At 52.5% G+C, this 14,516-nt stretch carries 12 protein-coding genes; 10 read left to right on the top strand and 2 right to left on the bottom strand.

All coding sequences use genetic code 11. The features are described 5' to 3' along the window. Nucleotides 1–11: 11 nt before the first annotated feature. On the bottom strand, nt 12–359 hold the full coding sequence (locus M2277_RS16580) for a YugN family protein (protein WP_006209204.1): 348 nt from the start codon (nt 357–359) through the stop codon (nt 12–14). Nucleotides 360–611: 252 nt separating this feature from the next. On the opposite strand from M2277_RS16580, the gene M2277_RS16575 reads away from it, so the two are divergent. The 9 genes from M2277_RS16575 (at nt 612) to M2277_RS16535 (ending at nt 9,670) form a co-directional block, all read left to right on the top strand. Then, nucleotides 612–1,121 (top strand): NUDIX hydrolase, encoded by a 510-nt coding sequence (locus M2277_RS16575; RefSeq protein WP_006209205.1) that lies wholly within the window; start codon nt 612–614, stop codon nt 1,119–1,121. 33 nt (nt 1,122–1,154) lie between these two features. Next, on the top strand, nt 1,155–2,327 hold the full coding sequence (locus M2277_RS16570; RefSeq protein ID WP_063479025.1) for a M20 family metallopeptidase: 1,173 nt from the start codon (nt 1,155–1,157) through the stop codon (nt 2,325–2,327). A gap of 154 nt (nt 2,328–2,481) precedes the next feature. Beyond that, nucleotides 2,482–4,305: a DNA repair helicase XPB gene (locus tag M2277_RS16565; RefSeq protein ID WP_280755209.1), complete on the top strand. Its 1,824-nt coding sequence runs from the start codon at nt 2,482–2,484 to the stop codon at nt 4,303–4,305. Further along, complete coding sequence (locus tag M2277_RS16560) at nt 4,302–6,011, top strand: helicase-associated domain-containing protein (protein WP_280755208.1); 1,710 nt, start codon at nt 4,302–4,304, stop codon at nt 6,009–6,011. Before M2277_RS16565 ends, M2277_RS16560 begins: the two co-directional genes overlap by 4 nt. Before the next feature lie 104 nt (nt 6,012–6,115). After that, complete coding sequence (locus M2277_RS16555) at nt 6,116–6,553, top strand: YlbF/YmcA family competence regulator (RefSeq protein WP_006209209.1); 438 nt, start codon at nt 6,116–6,118, stop codon at nt 6,551–6,553. 47 nt (nt 6,554–6,600) lie between these two features. Further along, the gene (locus tag M2277_RS16550) at nt 6,601–6,864 is read left to right on the top strand and encodes a YlbG family protein (protein ID WP_006209210.1); all 264 of its coding nucleotides are present in this window, start codon (nt 6,601–6,603) and stop codon (nt 6,862–6,864) included. Between the two features lie 434 nt (nt 6,865–7,298). Further along, nucleotides 7,299–7,736 (top strand): hypothetical protein, encoded by a 438-nt coding sequence (locus tag M2277_RS16545; protein ID WP_006209211.1) that lies wholly within the window; start codon nt 7,299–7,301, stop codon nt 7,734–7,736. Nucleotides 7,737–7,857: 121 nt separating this feature from the next. Next, nucleotides 7,858–8,754 carry a LysR substrate-binding domain-containing protein gene (locus M2277_RS16540; protein ID WP_280755207.1) on the top strand — a complete coding sequence of 299 codons (897 nt, stop codon included), beginning with the start codon at nt 7,858–7,860 and terminating at the stop codon, nt 8,752–8,754. Between the two features lie 46 nt (nt 8,755–8,800). After that, nucleotides 8,801–9,670, top strand: coding sequence for a PHP domain-containing protein (locus tag M2277_RS16535; RefSeq protein WP_280755206.1), 870 nt, complete (start codon nt 8,801–8,803; stop codon nt 9,668–9,670). Between the two features lie 86 nt (nt 9,671–9,756). Here the strand turns inward: M2277_RS16535 and M2277_RS16530 are convergent, their stop codons facing one another. Next, on the bottom strand, nt 9,757–11,514 hold the full coding sequence (locus tag M2277_RS16530) for an Rqc2 family fibronectin-binding protein (RefSeq protein WP_280755268.1): 1,758 nt from the start codon (nt 11,512–11,514) through the stop codon (nt 9,757–9,759). A 183-nt stretch (nt 11,515–11,697) separates the two neighbouring features. On the opposite strand from M2277_RS16530, the gene M2277_RS16525 reads away from it, so the two are divergent. Next, entirely contained in the window at nt 11,698–14,487 is a 2,790-nt protein-coding gene (locus M2277_RS16525) for a calcium-translocating P-type ATPase, SERCA-type (RefSeq protein ID WP_280755205.1), read from the top strand. Nucleotides 14,488–14,516 lie beyond the last annotated feature (29 nt).

The raw sequence follows: 14,516 nt of genomic DNA, 5'->3' as shown, positions 1-14,516 counted from the left end.
AATGTTCGACCTTACGCTTCCAGAAGAGCTTTGAGCTCTTGAAGCTTCTTGGTTGCCACATTCATAACAGGCTGAGGAGCCATGGATTCATACTCAAGTCCGTGCGGGAACGTAGCTTTACCCAAGTATACCGCTTCGATTTTGAGGATGGTATCCGGTTTTTCGAGCTTGCCTTCAACCGCACGGGTGTTCATGCGCAGGAAGTACTCAGCCTGATTTTTTTTATCTTCGATTTTCAAGTCATATGTAGCACGGTAGTATTCCCACTGCCAACGAATGAAGCCAACTTTCTCAGCACATTCGTCAAGGTAAGCTAAATCACTGTGCAATCCGTCCAAGCCTGTATTTTCGAAAATCATGTGGTCGTAACCCCCTTAATAGTCCTTGCAAAGTTCTTTAATATGATAGTATGTTTCAGGAACTTGTGCAAGCCTGAAGCGCCCGTCACGCTTCATTTGAGACCTTTTATCCAGAAGAGATTTTGATAACGACAGGCATTCTTCTTTTCTGTTAGAATAAAAGAAAGTGAAAACGCTGTGAAATGTACGCTTTCCATTCCAGTGGTTATATATTCATAGGGCTTCAATTCAGATGAAGGGTGGAAATTACCTATGAATCGCATCGTTTACCGCACGGATTATTACGCAGTGGAAGAAAACACGCAGAAGGAAATTGTTGTGATGGACCAGATTCCGGAATCGGCGGCGGTGGTGGCTGTTCATCAGGGCTGTTTATTGTTGGTATGTCAGCATCGTGAAGCGGTTAATGAAATCACGTGGGAGCTCCCGGGCGGGACGGTTAAGCCGGGGGAGGAACGCGCGCTGGCCGTAAAGCGGGAGCTTGAGGAAGAAGCGGGTGTTCTTTGCAAGGATCTGACCTATATGAGTTGCGCTTATCCAATGGCTTCCCTGGCTAACCGCTGCGTGCATTATTATTTCACCGACGATTTGAAGGTGTCCGGCAAGAAGGAGTCGAATCAAGAGGATGACGAAGATGTGACAGCTGTGTGGGTTCCGCTCAGAGAGGTGTATCGCAAGATGAAGGAGGGCAGCCATATGGATGCGATGGTCGGGCATGGACTGCTGTTAAGTAAGCTTTACGGATTTCTTGCGATCGATTGAGCCGCAATAATAGCGGGGAGAGGATGATGCAACTTGACGAAGGAAGTTTTTTGGGAGCAGTGGTTTCCACGGATGGTGGAATGGCGGCGTCATTTACATATGAACCCGGAGCTTTCGTTCCAGGAGAAAGAAACTTCAGCATTTATAGCGTCCCGGCTTCAGGAGTTGGGTCTGGAGGTCAAGACGAACGTAGGCGGGCATGGTGTTATAGGCATTCTAAAAGGGGATAAGCCCGGCAAGACCGTGGTGCTGCGGTCCGATATGGACGCACTGCCGATTGAAGACGGTAAAAGCTGTGAATACAAATCCAAGGTTCAAGGGGTTATGCACGCTTGCGGACATGATGGTCATGCCTCCATGCTGCTCGGTGCTGCGGCATATTACAGTACGTATCCGGAAGAGGTTCAGGGTGAGATTCGGTTTATGTTCCAGCCTGCGGAGGAAGTATGTCCCGGCGGAGCCGTGGAGATGATCAAGGATGGAGCACTTGAAGGAGCCGACGTAGTGTATGGACTTCACCTGTGGTCGCCGTTCCCCGTAGGGACGGCAGCCAGTGCGCCAGGTCCGCTGATGGCAGCGGCAGACGAGTTCTTCATTGATATTACAGGGCGCGGAGGACATGGCGGGATGCCGCATGTTACGGCTGATGCCTTGGTGGCCGGTGCAGCGCTTGTTATGCAGCTCCAGACGATCGTAAGCCGTACCGTTGACCCGCTTCAGCCAGCCGTTGTTACGGTAGGAACCTTTCAAGCAGGGACGGCGCAAAATGTGATTGCCTCCACTTGCCGGATCACCGGAACGGTTCGCACATTCGACGAACATACCCGGGTTTTGATCCGGGAGCGGATCGAGCATATGGCCCGGACGGTTTCGGAAACCTATGGCACAGAGGCATCGGTTCGATATCTCGTCGGCTATCCGACCGTCGTAAATGATGAAGCAGAAACCGCGCGTTTCTTTCGGACGGCACCCAAGGTATTCGAAGCGGAGCAGGTGATGGTCTCTCCTAAATTAATGCCTGCAGAGGATTTCGCTTACTATTTGCAAGAGATCCCGGGCTGCTTTATTTTCGTGGGGGCGGGTAACCCGGATAAGCAGGCAATTTATCCTCACCATCATCCGATGTTTGACTTTGATGAAGATGCGATGCGTTACGGGGCGAAGCTGCTGATAGAAATGGTATCGAGCTATCAGAATGGGGAATAGAACCATAGAAAATCGCATTCATAGCGCATGAACCCTCGTATTTTGGAAATCCTATAAATCATAGGGGAAGTTCAGATCCATGACATTGGATGTGGGCTTCTTTTTTTAGCTCAGCTATGGAAAACGGAGATCCATATGATACGAGGAGGGAAAAATGGTGCACAACAAACCATGCATTGTCCAGCGGGATCGGACCATACTTCTTGAAACCACGCATGCTGAATTTGAGGCCGCACGCGAACAATTGGCGCACTATGCGGATTTGATCAAAAGTCCTGCAACTTTTCATACATATCGTTTGACCCCGTTGACGTTGTGGAATGCCGCCGCCGCGGGAATGACGGCAGAGATGATTTGCTCGAGTCTCCAATCGCTGTCAAGGTGGGACGTGCCGGCAGCGCTTCTGGAAGAGGTTGGACGGATCGTTGGCCGCTACGGGCAGTTGTCGCTGCTTCCGCATCCAATGCTTGAGCATTCCTTGCTCCTGCGCAGTGAGGAGGAATCCGTGATGCAGGAACTGAAGTCCAAGCACTCCCTGGTGGAGATCGGGGTGCAGTTTATTTCGCCGAACGAGGCAGAGGTATCTGCTGGCCGCCGTGGCGTATTAAAACAGGAGCTGACCCGGCTTGGCTATCCTGTTCTGGATCATGCGGGATATCTGGATGGACAATATTTGAACATCTTCTGGACGGGAGAACGACCGGATACGAGAAGAAGTGAGGAATCGAGCGGAGAGTTGCCGGAAGAAGCTGATCATTCCATGGTTGTGAGACCGGGTAGTCAAGAATTCAAGCTTCGCGAGTATCAGCAGAAAGCTGTGGAATCCTTCAGGGATATCGGCGGTGAAGGAGGCAACGGGGTGCTCGTGCTGCCCTGCGGAGCCGGAAAGACGGTGATCGGCATGGCTGCCATGCGCGAGCTGCAGTGTGAGACGCTGATCCTTACCTCCAACACAACGTCTGTCAGACAATGGATCACCGAGCTGTTACACAAAACGTCGCTGTCTGTCGATGACATTGGTGAATATTCCGGTCAGCGCAAGGATGTTCGGCCGGTCACGGTAGCCACCTATCAAATTTTGACTCATCGCCAGGGAAAGGACGATGAGCAGCCGCATATGAAGCTGTTTAACGAACGCCGTTGGGGTTTGATCATCTATGATGAGGTTCATCTTCTTCCTGCTCCGGTGTTCCGTGCAACGGCCGATATTCAAGCAACACGCAGGCTTGGCCTGACGGCCACATTGGTTCGGGAGGATGGACGGGAGCATGACGTGTTCTCGCTGATCGGTCCCAAACGGTATGAAATGCCGTGGAAACGGCTGGAGGAACAGGGCTGGATTGCCTCGGTGGACTGCGTTGAGATGAAGGTGCCGATGCCGGAAGAACTCAAAGAAGCTTGCGGGGCTGCAGGCAAGAGGGAGCAGTATCGGCTGGCGGCTGAGAATCCGTCCAAGCTGCTAGTTGTAAAGCAGCTCGTGGATTTACACAAAGGAGCTCAAATCTTGGTCATCGGCCAATACCTGGATCAGCTCAATACTATTGCCCGGCAACTGGATGCACCCCTCATTACGGGACAGATGGCGCAGGATCAGCGGAATGAATGGTATAAGGCGTTTCGGGAAGGAGACGTGCGCGTGCTTGTCGTTTCTAAAGTGGCTAATTTCGCAGTGGACTTGCCGGATGCTTCCGTTGCGATCGAGGTTTCGGGCAGCTATGGTTCAAGGCAGGAGGAGGCACAGCGGCTCGGACGCTTGCTGCGGCCGAAGCAAGGGGAGAACCGGGCTTATTTTTATGCAGTAGTCTCGGAGGATAGCCGGGAGGAGATATTTGCCATACGGAGGCAGCTGTTCTTGATTGAGCAGGGGTATGCATATCACACGGTTCTGGCGAAGCCTCCGGGTTCTGTTGATCTGCGCGGGATTTCGGGGACTTCCCGGTTCGAATTATCTCGCGGGAAGGAGGCTTCCTGGAGATGACGGACCAGCAGAACAGCGCGGGACGCTGCAGTTTAGACCAGCTTCATCCGAAGGAGCGTTCGGTTCTCCAACACATCTGGCGCCGATTTGCGGGACAGAGCTTTGACGACGACAGGCTGCGCTCCATGCATGTTCAGCGTCTAAGCGGGATGGAGGTGCAGCTCGCATTTGTATCCTTGCGGCAGCAGGGCTGGGTCCAGGCGGTCAAAAAAGGATGGAGCGAGAGGCTGTACTTTATCCCTTTTGACAAGCTGCAGACGCTTCAGGAGGCTTTCTGTCATCTGAAGCCTGAACCGCTTACCGCGACAGCCGTGAAGCTGCTGCAGGAAGGCAGGAGTGGCATCACAGTCGATCTGTTCAATGTACTCGTATATATTGCCAAGCATCACGCAGCTATGACCGGCAAAGGGGTTCTGCATAAGAAGCATATTCAGAGGCTTGGTAGCGTGGCAGAACTAACACGGTCCGACGTGGAGGGACTTCTTCTCCGTTATGCCCATGATGAAGCTTACCCTCCTCATGTCGCGGTTATATTGGATCTGCTGCTCGCGTTTGAGCTGGCAGCTCCGGTGCAGGGCTCGCTGAAGGCAAACACGGCCGCATTGCAGCATTGGCTGGCACTTCCGCGTGAAGCGATGGACCGATTAGTGCTTCTTAACATGATGGAGCGCTATGTTCCGAATCATGCGGAATATCAGCATTTTACCTGGCGGATGTGCGATTCTTCTCTAACCAGAGGCATCTGGTTTGCCGTTGATCAGCTGCTGGCAAGCAGCATGGATCGGCCCGAAAGGGATGCGTCCAAGGCACAGAGCTTGTCGGTGGAGGATGCTGCTCCATGGGTACGGCTGCTGACCGGGTGCGGGTACACCGATCTTGGAGTCGATGAAGAAGGCAGGCTGCATTTTAGATGGCGTATGGATCCATCAGCTTTGCTGAGTGGGGGGAACCGCAATCATCCCGTGGAAGGGCAGTTCTTTATCCAACCGGATTTTGAAATATTGATCCCGCCAGATGTGTCTTATACGGTTAAATATACGGCTGCCATGTGCACGGAACGCATCTCGGATGATCTTATGACGGTTTACCGTCTGACCAGAGACTCTGTGGCACAGGCAGCGGAAGTAGGAATGGGACCGGAAAAGATACTGTCCTTCCTTAAGGAGCATGCGGGGACGGGGGTACCGGAGAACGTGCAGGCTGCGCTATGTCAGTGGGGCAAGGATACTGAAAGATCGTGGAATCCGGAGAACTTACCACAGGCGGGCATAACCTTGAAGGAAAGAGTCGAAGTCTTGGCCTGCGACGGATCGGATAATCGTTACCATGCGGCTCGTTATGTGTGCAATCCAGCCTGCGGATTGATGCTCCCTGCGCGCAGGGAGTTTGTTCTTGAGCTGGATGATTGCGTTCCGGATAGAGTTTCGATCGTTCCGGACCTGAATCATATTCCTGTGATGTGGACGCGGGATTGGCGATCGTATCACAGCTCGACGGCGAAGCAAATGATGGAGCAGGCACTTGAGTTGTCAGCCAAATTAGAGATAGCGATCGATGGCAGCCGCATGGAGTTTATTCCGTTTCAGCTTGAACGCCAGCCATGGAAAATTTCGGGTGCGCTATACGAACCGGATTCGGAAAAGATGGGGAGTACCGTGCAGTTAGGTGAAGGGGAATGGAAGGAAATGCGGCTTGTCGTTCCGTAAAAGCGTTTGAATTTCCTCTTCTTAAGATGCGAGCGTTATGCTATGATAAAAGAGTCCACTCCACCCAGGTGTGGGCCAAACTAATAGAAAAGCGGGATGAGTTCATGAGCGTATCGGAATTAAACACGGTCGATATGGCCGAGGTGCTCACCTATGCCTATGAAATAGGCGACATGATTAATGCTTCCGTCGAAGTGGCGGATTATCTATATTGGAAGCAGGAAGTAGAGAGTGATCCGACGATCCAGGCTTTGATCAGAAAGCTTGAATCCAAGAAAGAACTGTTTGATGAGACTCAGCGGTTCGGTCACTTCCACCCGAATTATCATTCGGCGAAGGATGAAGTAGCCGCAGTGGAATCCGAGCTGGAGGCGTACGAGCCTGTCGCACGGTTCAAGCAGGCCGAGAAGAATCTGGACGATTTGCTGCACTCGATGTCGGAGAGAATTGCTTTTTCGGTCTCCGAGAGCATCAAGGTTCCGGGCAATGATCCTCTTCCGAAGAAGGGATGCGGCAGCGGCGGAGCTTGTTCCTGCGGATAAGAGGAACACACTAGAGATAGAGATGAAAGTGAGGCGAGGAGCTTAGGATGTTGGCTGAACGGACCGGTTTTATTATATGGGTCAGCGATGTAAAGGCAGCAAGGAACTTGGAGAAATACGGCAGCGTACATTATATATCACGCCGTATGCATTATGTTGTCATGTACGTCAACGCTGACCGTGCCGAAGAGACAATGAAGAACATCCGGAGATTGTCCTACGTTCGTAAGATCGAGCGCTCCTACCGGAATGAGATTAAGACGGAGTACAGCAGCAAAGGGCCGGACAAGGCGAAGTTTTACGGCCCCTAGCCCACAGGCTGTACCGGACTTTGAAGTCAACGGTAATCGCATAGTTGGCGGATGAGCGTAAAGCGGCCCCTTCCCGGGGGCCGCTTTTTTTGTATAAGCATGTCAGCAGTTTGCAGCTTTCGCTTTTTGTTGAAATTCCATCGCTCACCTCCGCTGCGCAAAGTTTATTATGGAATGGGGACGACAGATTGGCATAAATCGGAATCTTGTTTGATAAAATAGTATAAATACGGTACAATTTACACTTTAATTGGTCCATCATTCCATATGACGTTGCACCTTCCCACACAGGATACAACTAGAGCTTTTTCTAAATTTTCGGTGATTGTTCACAAGAAACGATGTTTCAATCTTGTGAATACTAGTGGAATGATGTAATATGTTGGGTATATATACATAGATACAAAGACCCATTTGGTGGAGAGTGATATTCCATGCGCGACAAAGGGACTGAGCGGTGGAGCACCTATGAGCCGTTTTATATTACGTTAAATGATAAAAAGGTAGCCGACATCGTGATTACCAACCATGCGAAGAGCCGTTATACAGACCGGGTGGAGGGCAATGACACATCCCATGAGGAGATCGGAACCTGGATGTGGGAATGCCTGAAGCAGGACCGGATCGTGCCGTATTATCGTAACGAACAGGACGTCTATCTGATTGATGACGACCTGGTTGTTGTGGCGGAGTTTTCGGAGCTGGAGCATGAGCGTGATCTGATTGGCAATCCACTGCATCGGATGATCATTGTAACTTTTCTGGGACGTATGTCTGAAACCATTGAGCTTCGTGATTTGAAGTCTTATTACTCATGGCTTCGCCATTCGCGTCGTATGACACTGATCAAGAACAGCCGTAAGCGTAAATAGAGATGAACCATAATTCATGATGTGGCATGCGAGCGTAAGCGCGGATGTCTTTTTTTGTATGCGCTGCTGTGATCCGTTACAATGATAAAACAAGAGAGGCAGCGAGAGGGGAACCGATGTTATGAACTTTCATCAGCTACATATTTTTTACACGGTCGCCGAGCGGGGGAGCTTTTCCGCTGCCGCGCAGGCGCTCCACATGAGTCAGCCGGCCGTGACGATGCAGGTGCAAGCGCTGGAGGAATACTTCGGGACAAAGCTTCTTAATCGTTCCACCAAACGCATGGAATTGTCCGAGGCAGGGATGACGCTGCTTCCTTTTGCACGACGGAGTCTGGAGCTGTCTCAGGAAACGGATGCGGCGATGGCCGCTTTCTCGAACAAACTTCAGGGAAGGCTGCAGCTCGGGGCGAGCCTGACCATCGGAGAGTATGTTCTGCCCCGTTTGCTGGGTCCTTTTGGACGGGAGTATCCGGACATATCCATTATGCTTAAAGTGATGAACACCACGCAGATTCTTGAGGAAATCGTAAGCCACCAATTGAATTTCGGGTTGATTGAAGCCCCGGTGGAACATCCGGATATGGTGCTCGATGCGGTCATGGAGGATGAGCTCAAACTGATTGTACCCTCAGGGCATCCACTGGCGGCAAGGGAAGACAAAATCTATCTGGAGGAAGTGCTGGCCTATCCGTTTGTCCTTCGCGAGAAGGGATCGGGGACCCGGCAGGTCATGGAGGATGTTCTGCTGGAGCGGGGGTTTGACCCCGGGAGCATACAAACGGTAATGGAGCTTGGCAGCACAGGGGCGGTGAAATCGGCCGTAGAGGAAGACCTCGGCATTACGATGCTGTCGATCTCAACGGTCAAACATGAAACTGCGCTCGGTTTAGTCAAAATGATTGATATTGCCGATGCCTCGTTTAAACGGAACTTTTATTCGATACAATTGCGTTCAGCGCTGCTGCCCATGTCAGCCATAACGTTTCTGTCCTATCTAAGGGGGCGTCAGCGCTAGGCAAAGGCATATCGGAACTGGCAGCAAAGAAAGGAGATGGAGCAGGATGGACCAAACGACGGAGCGGATGGGCTGTGATCTTCATTCCCACACCCAGGCATCGGATGGAATGAATCGTCCCTCAGAGAATGTGCAGCTTGCCTTCGAGCGGGGACTGGGAGCGCTGGCAATAACGGATCATGACACAGTGGCTGGCGTCGAGGAGGCGTTGCAGGCGGGAGAACGATTGAACATGCTCGTCGTTCCGGGCGTGGAAATCAGCACCATGGCCGGAGGAACGGATATACATGTCCTTGGCTATTATGTAGATTACCGGGATCCCGTGTTTCTTGAACGTCTGGCAGAGCTGCGACGAACAAGGGAACAACGCAATGAGCGCATCATAGATAAACTTCAGGAGCTGGGAATTGAGCTTACGATGGAGGATGTAATCAAGGGTTTGGGACGGCCGCTTGAGCCTGATGAGAGCATCGGGCGCCCGCATATTGCGGATTCGCTGGTTTTGAAAGGACATGCCCTCCATATGAGGGATGCCTTTGATCGTTATCTAGCGCAAGGCGCAGCGGCCTACGTCCCTCAGCCGCGAATTCATCCGAAGGAGGCCTGCGAATGGATTCGCGAGGCCGGCGGAGTACCGGTGCTTGCGCACCCGGGGCTGTACGGTGACGATGGATTGGTAAGAGAGGTAATCCAGGCGGCGGCGTTTAAGGGAATTGAGGTTTATCATTCCGATCATGAAGCCCCGGATGAGCTGCGGTATTTGGCAATGGCCAAGGAATACGGCTTAATCGTCACAGCTGGATCGGATTATCATGGCGTGAGGCAGGGCCAGGTATTTCATGGGGGTATCGGCAGTCGGCAGGTGCCTATGCAGGTGCTGGAACAGCTTCAGCAGGCGCGAACCATATCAAGCTAAATCATAAACGGGTACCCTGGCAGGTCAGTTGATCTGCCAGGGTACCCGTTTCTTTGTGTAGCGATGCCACTGTGTTTGAGCTTGTATTAATTTCGGTTGTTTTTCACCGAATTGGGCAGGGCCTTGATCTGCTGCTCGTTCGGTGTGACGAACAAGGTTTTCTGATTGTCATAGATGACAAATCCGGGCTTGGCACCATTCGGCTTGCGAACATGTCGAATGAGTGTGTAATCGACCGGCACGCTGCTCGATTCTTTAGCCTGGCTGTAATAAGCGGCAAGCTGAGCCGCTTCCTGCAGCGTGGCGTCACCGTAATCACTGCTTCGGATGACGACGTGAGAGCCTGGAATATCCTTGGTGTGCAGCCATGTATCATTGGAGGATGCGAGACGGTTGGTCACATATTCGTTCTGAAGGTTGTTTTTGCCAACGTAGAGCTCGACACCTTCGGATGAAGTATAGACATGCAGCGTCGGCTTGTCATTTTTTTTCTTTTTCTTGGCTTTGCGGTTTCGATCTCTCAAATATCCCTGTTGAATCAGCTCGTCGCGTATTTCGTCGATATCGTTCAAGGAAGCGTGCGCCAGCTGCTGCAGCAGGTTTTCGATATAATCAATCTCTTCACGGGTCTTAATCAGCTGCTCATCGATGACGGCGAGGCTGTTTTTGTATTTGTTGTATTTTTTAAAATAACGCTGCGCATTGTCCGATGGAGTCAAAAGCGGATCCAGTGGAATGGTAACGGAAGCTTGGTCCTCATCATAGAAGTTGGTCAGCTTTGCTTCCCGGTCTCCCTTCTGAATCTGATGCAGCGAGGCGAAGAGCAGCTCGCCATAGATGCGATACCGGTCTGCATCACCGGCTTCCTCCAAATCGGCATTCAGGTTATTCAGCTTCTTGATGTTCTTGGTTCGTTCATTCTGGAGGAACCGAAGCAGGTCGCTGACCTTCTGCTTAACCGTATCCCGCTGCGCTTTATCACCATAATAATCCTCCAAGCATTGACTGACGGAGTCGTAGGTTGCGGCTTCTCCTGCCAGGAGGCTTAACGGAATGACGGAGAAGACCGATTTCCCCTTTCCATTCAGGCCTGTAACCGGGGTATATTGATGGCTCCGAACTAATTCCATGATCTCGTTGAATGTGCTCCACAGGCTGCCGCAGTCCTTCTCCGTTTCCTCTTCGGCAGATGCATGAGCGCCCGTGCGGTGGGTTATCTCCTGGGCTGCCAGAGGGCTTAGACCGCTGAATGTCCCTACGAGCCACGGAACGGCTTGCTCCTCACTCATCAAACAAGCTTCCCGGAAAGCTTCCTGCCCGGTTTCCAGCGGATTAAGTTTGTGCTGCTCCGGCGGATTCGTGTAGGAGAACCCGGGCATAACCACTCTGTAACTGCTGATGGACGGGGTTACGTGATGGATGCCGTCCAGAATGGTGCCGCTTGCGGGATCGAGCAAAATAATGTTGCTGTGTCTGCCCATTAGCTCGATGATGATTTTTTTGGAAGATATATCCCCGAGCTCGTCACGCTGACGGATCGTAATATGAATAATCCGTTCCATGCCGACCTGCTGGATGTCCTCGATGATGCCGCTCTCGCAATGCTTGCGCAGGACCATGCAGAACATCGGGGCTTCAGCCGGATTCACAAACGTCTCCTGTGTCAGATGCACCCGGGGATATGTAGGGTTGGCCGATAGCAGCAGTTTGGCATTTCCTTGTTTTGTGCGCATATGAAGGACGATGTCCCGATCGTTCGGCTGATATATTTTATTGATCCGCGCACCCTGGCATGATTGAAGCTCATGCACGATTGCGCGTGTGACAATACCGTCTAATGCCATCATTCATTCTCCTATCTGTCTGTTACCCTTCCTAATCGTACTTCTCTATGATGCCATATTTCCCTCAAAAACTTAAGGCCCCTTCTGTGATAATTCAGGACCTGTCCGAATACATTTACGTAGAAAGGGTGGAAAAGCTGTCATCCGCCGGAACTTGCAAAACAACCGGGAGGGAATGGAAGCATGGAACAAAAGCAATGGCACCAGATGGATATGGAAGAATTGCAGCAGGTGCTGCAAGTGCGTCCGCAGCAGGGCCTCACGGAAGAGGAGGCCGGGGAGAGACGGAAAAAAAGCGGCTATAACGAGCTCTCCGAGGGCGTTAAAATTTCTCCATTTGTTCTGTTCTTGAATCAATTTAAGGATTTCATGGTGTTGGTGCTCCTTGGAGCCACCCTGGTGTCCGGCCTGCTGGGCGAGTATCTGGATGCTGTAACGATTGTAGCCATCATTCTGATCAACGGGATTCTTGGCTTCGTTCAGGAGTTTAGAGCAGAACGCTCGCTCCGGGCATTAAAGCAGCTGTCCGCACCTACGTCTAGGGTGATTCGGGACGGGAAAGTGGTTCAGCTTGCGGCAAAAGAGCTCGTGCCGGGCGATGTGGTACTGGTCGAGAGCGGCGACCGGATTCCGGCCGATGTTCGCTGGCTCGAAATCAGCAGCTGCAGCGTCGAGGAATCGGCATTAACCGGAGAATCCCTGCCGGTTAACAAACATGCCGAGCCGATAAGCGATGCGGATGTTCCGCTGGGTGACCGCAAGAACATCGGATTTATGGGCACGATGGTGGCCCGAGGCACAGGCAAGGGCGTTGTCATCCGCACAGGAATGGACACGGAGATGGGCAAAATCGCCGATCTGATCCAGAATACGGAATCCCAGGAGACTCCACTACAGCATCGCCTGGAGCAGCTTGGCAAAATTTTGATCGGCGTGTCGTTAGGCCTGACGATTCTGGTCGTTCTTGCAGGCATTCTGCATGGACAGCCTGCTGCGGGCATGTTCCTCGCAGGCGTCAGCCTCGCGGTTGCCGCTATACCTGAAGGTCTGCCGGCGATCGTAACCATTGCCCTCGCACTGGGCGTGCAGCGGATGATTAAACGCAAAGCGATTGTGCGCAAGCTGCCATCCGTGGAGACGCTTGGCTGCGCGTCCGTGATCTGCTCAGATAAAACCGGAACGCTTACCCAGAACAAAATGACGGTGACCCAAGTCTGGCTGGGAGGCCGATCATTGGAAGTAACTGGACAAGGTTATGACCCGACGGGTCAGATCCTCCACCGAGGCAAGCCTGTTGAACTGAGATCGGATCAGGGACTGCGCAGGCTGCTGCAAATTAGCGGGCTGTGCAACAATGCCGAGATTTATGAGAACGTGCAGGAAGAAATGCGGAACAAGCGGAAGAGCAAGGAAGAACCGGCAGCCGCTGCCTGGGAACTAAAAGGGGACCCGACAGAGGGAGCGCTGCTGACGCTATCGTCCAAAATGGGATTAAACCGGAGCAGCCTGAATTCTGTCTATCAAAGAGATAAAGAGTTCCCGTTTGATTCGGAACGGAAGCTGATGTCTGTCATCGTCAGCCATCAGGGCGGACGCTTGTTGTGTACGAAGGGCGCCCCGGATGTCCTGCTTGATGCCTGTACCTATATAATGTGGGACGGCAATATCGTCCCGCTCACGGGGACGCTCCGTCAGAAGGTGCTTGCAGCCAATGAAGGCATGGCTTCCGATGCACTGCGCGTGCTTGGCCTGGCGTATCGGGATCTGCGTTCTTACGATAAGCCCGAAACGGAGAAGGAGGCGGAGAGCCAGCTTATTTTTGTTGGACTGGCAGGGATGATTGATCCGCCGCGCCGCGAAGTGCGCGATGCGATTGCGACTTGCCGCCGTGCGGGCATCAAGACCGTGATGATAACGGGCGATCACCGGACAACGGCAGAAGCAATCGCCGCCCAGCTTGGCATCCTTCCAAGGAACGGTCTGTCGATGTCGGGTCAAGAGCTGGCCCGGCTGGATGACAAGGAGCTGGATGCGAAGGTGGATCAGACCTTTGTTTATGCCCGTGTATCGCCGGAACATAAACTTCGTATCGTCAAGTCGCTTCAGCGCAAAGGGCATGTAGTTGCCATGACGGGAGACGGTGTGAATGATGCACCGGCGATCAAGGCAGCGGATATCGGGATTGCAATGGGGATTACCGGAACAGATGTAACCAAAGAAGCTTCGTCACTGGTGCTCAGCGACGACAATTTCTCCACGATTGTTTCGGCGATCGAGGAGGGGCGTAGCATCTATGAGAACATCCGTAAATTCATCCGTTATTTGCTTGCTTCCAATGTTGGTGAAATTCTGACGATGTTTTTTGCCACGATGCTGGGCCTGCCGCTTCCGCTTGTTCCGATCCAGATCTTGTGGGTGAACCTGGTCACCGACGGCCTCCCGGCAATGGCGCTTGGCGTGGATCAGCCGGAGAAGGATCTGATGGAGCACAAACCGCGGGGAGCCAAGGAAAATATTTTTGCAAGACGTCTTGGCTGGAAAATCATCAGCCGCGGCATATTGATCGGCCTGTGTACACTCGGCGCCTTCTGGGTCACGCTGCGCATTGCGCCAAACGATCCCGCCCAGCTGGCCAAAGCGCAGTCCGTTGCCTTTGCTACACTTGTCATGGCACAGCTGATCCATGTGTTTGACTGCCGCAGCTCGCGGTCGATTTTCCACCGCAATCCGCTCCAGAACAAAGCCCTGGTGCTGGCCGTGCTGTCCTCGATCTTACTGATGCTTGGCGTGATGTACATCGAGGCGCTTCAGCCGATCTTCAAAACGGTTCCGCTCGGTCTGAAGGAATGGGCGCTTACGCTCGTGGCTGCCGGGATCCCTACGTTCCTGATGGGGGCGGGAAGCGTGTGGGGAGGCAGACGGAATCGCAACCGCCGCAGCATGATGACGAAGAGTGCAAATATTTCGGCGTAAAATGAATGGATGGCCCATCCCTTCTGCGA

The sequence above is a fragment of the Paenibacillus sp. LBL genome, from assembly GCF_029893715.1.
In the GTDB taxonomy this organism is placed as follows: Bacteria; Bacillota; Bacilli; order Paenibacillales; family Paenibacillaceae; genus Paenibacillus_AQ; species Paenibacillus_AQ glucanolyticus.
This window is presented reverse-complemented; position numbering and strand designations above follow the sequence as displayed.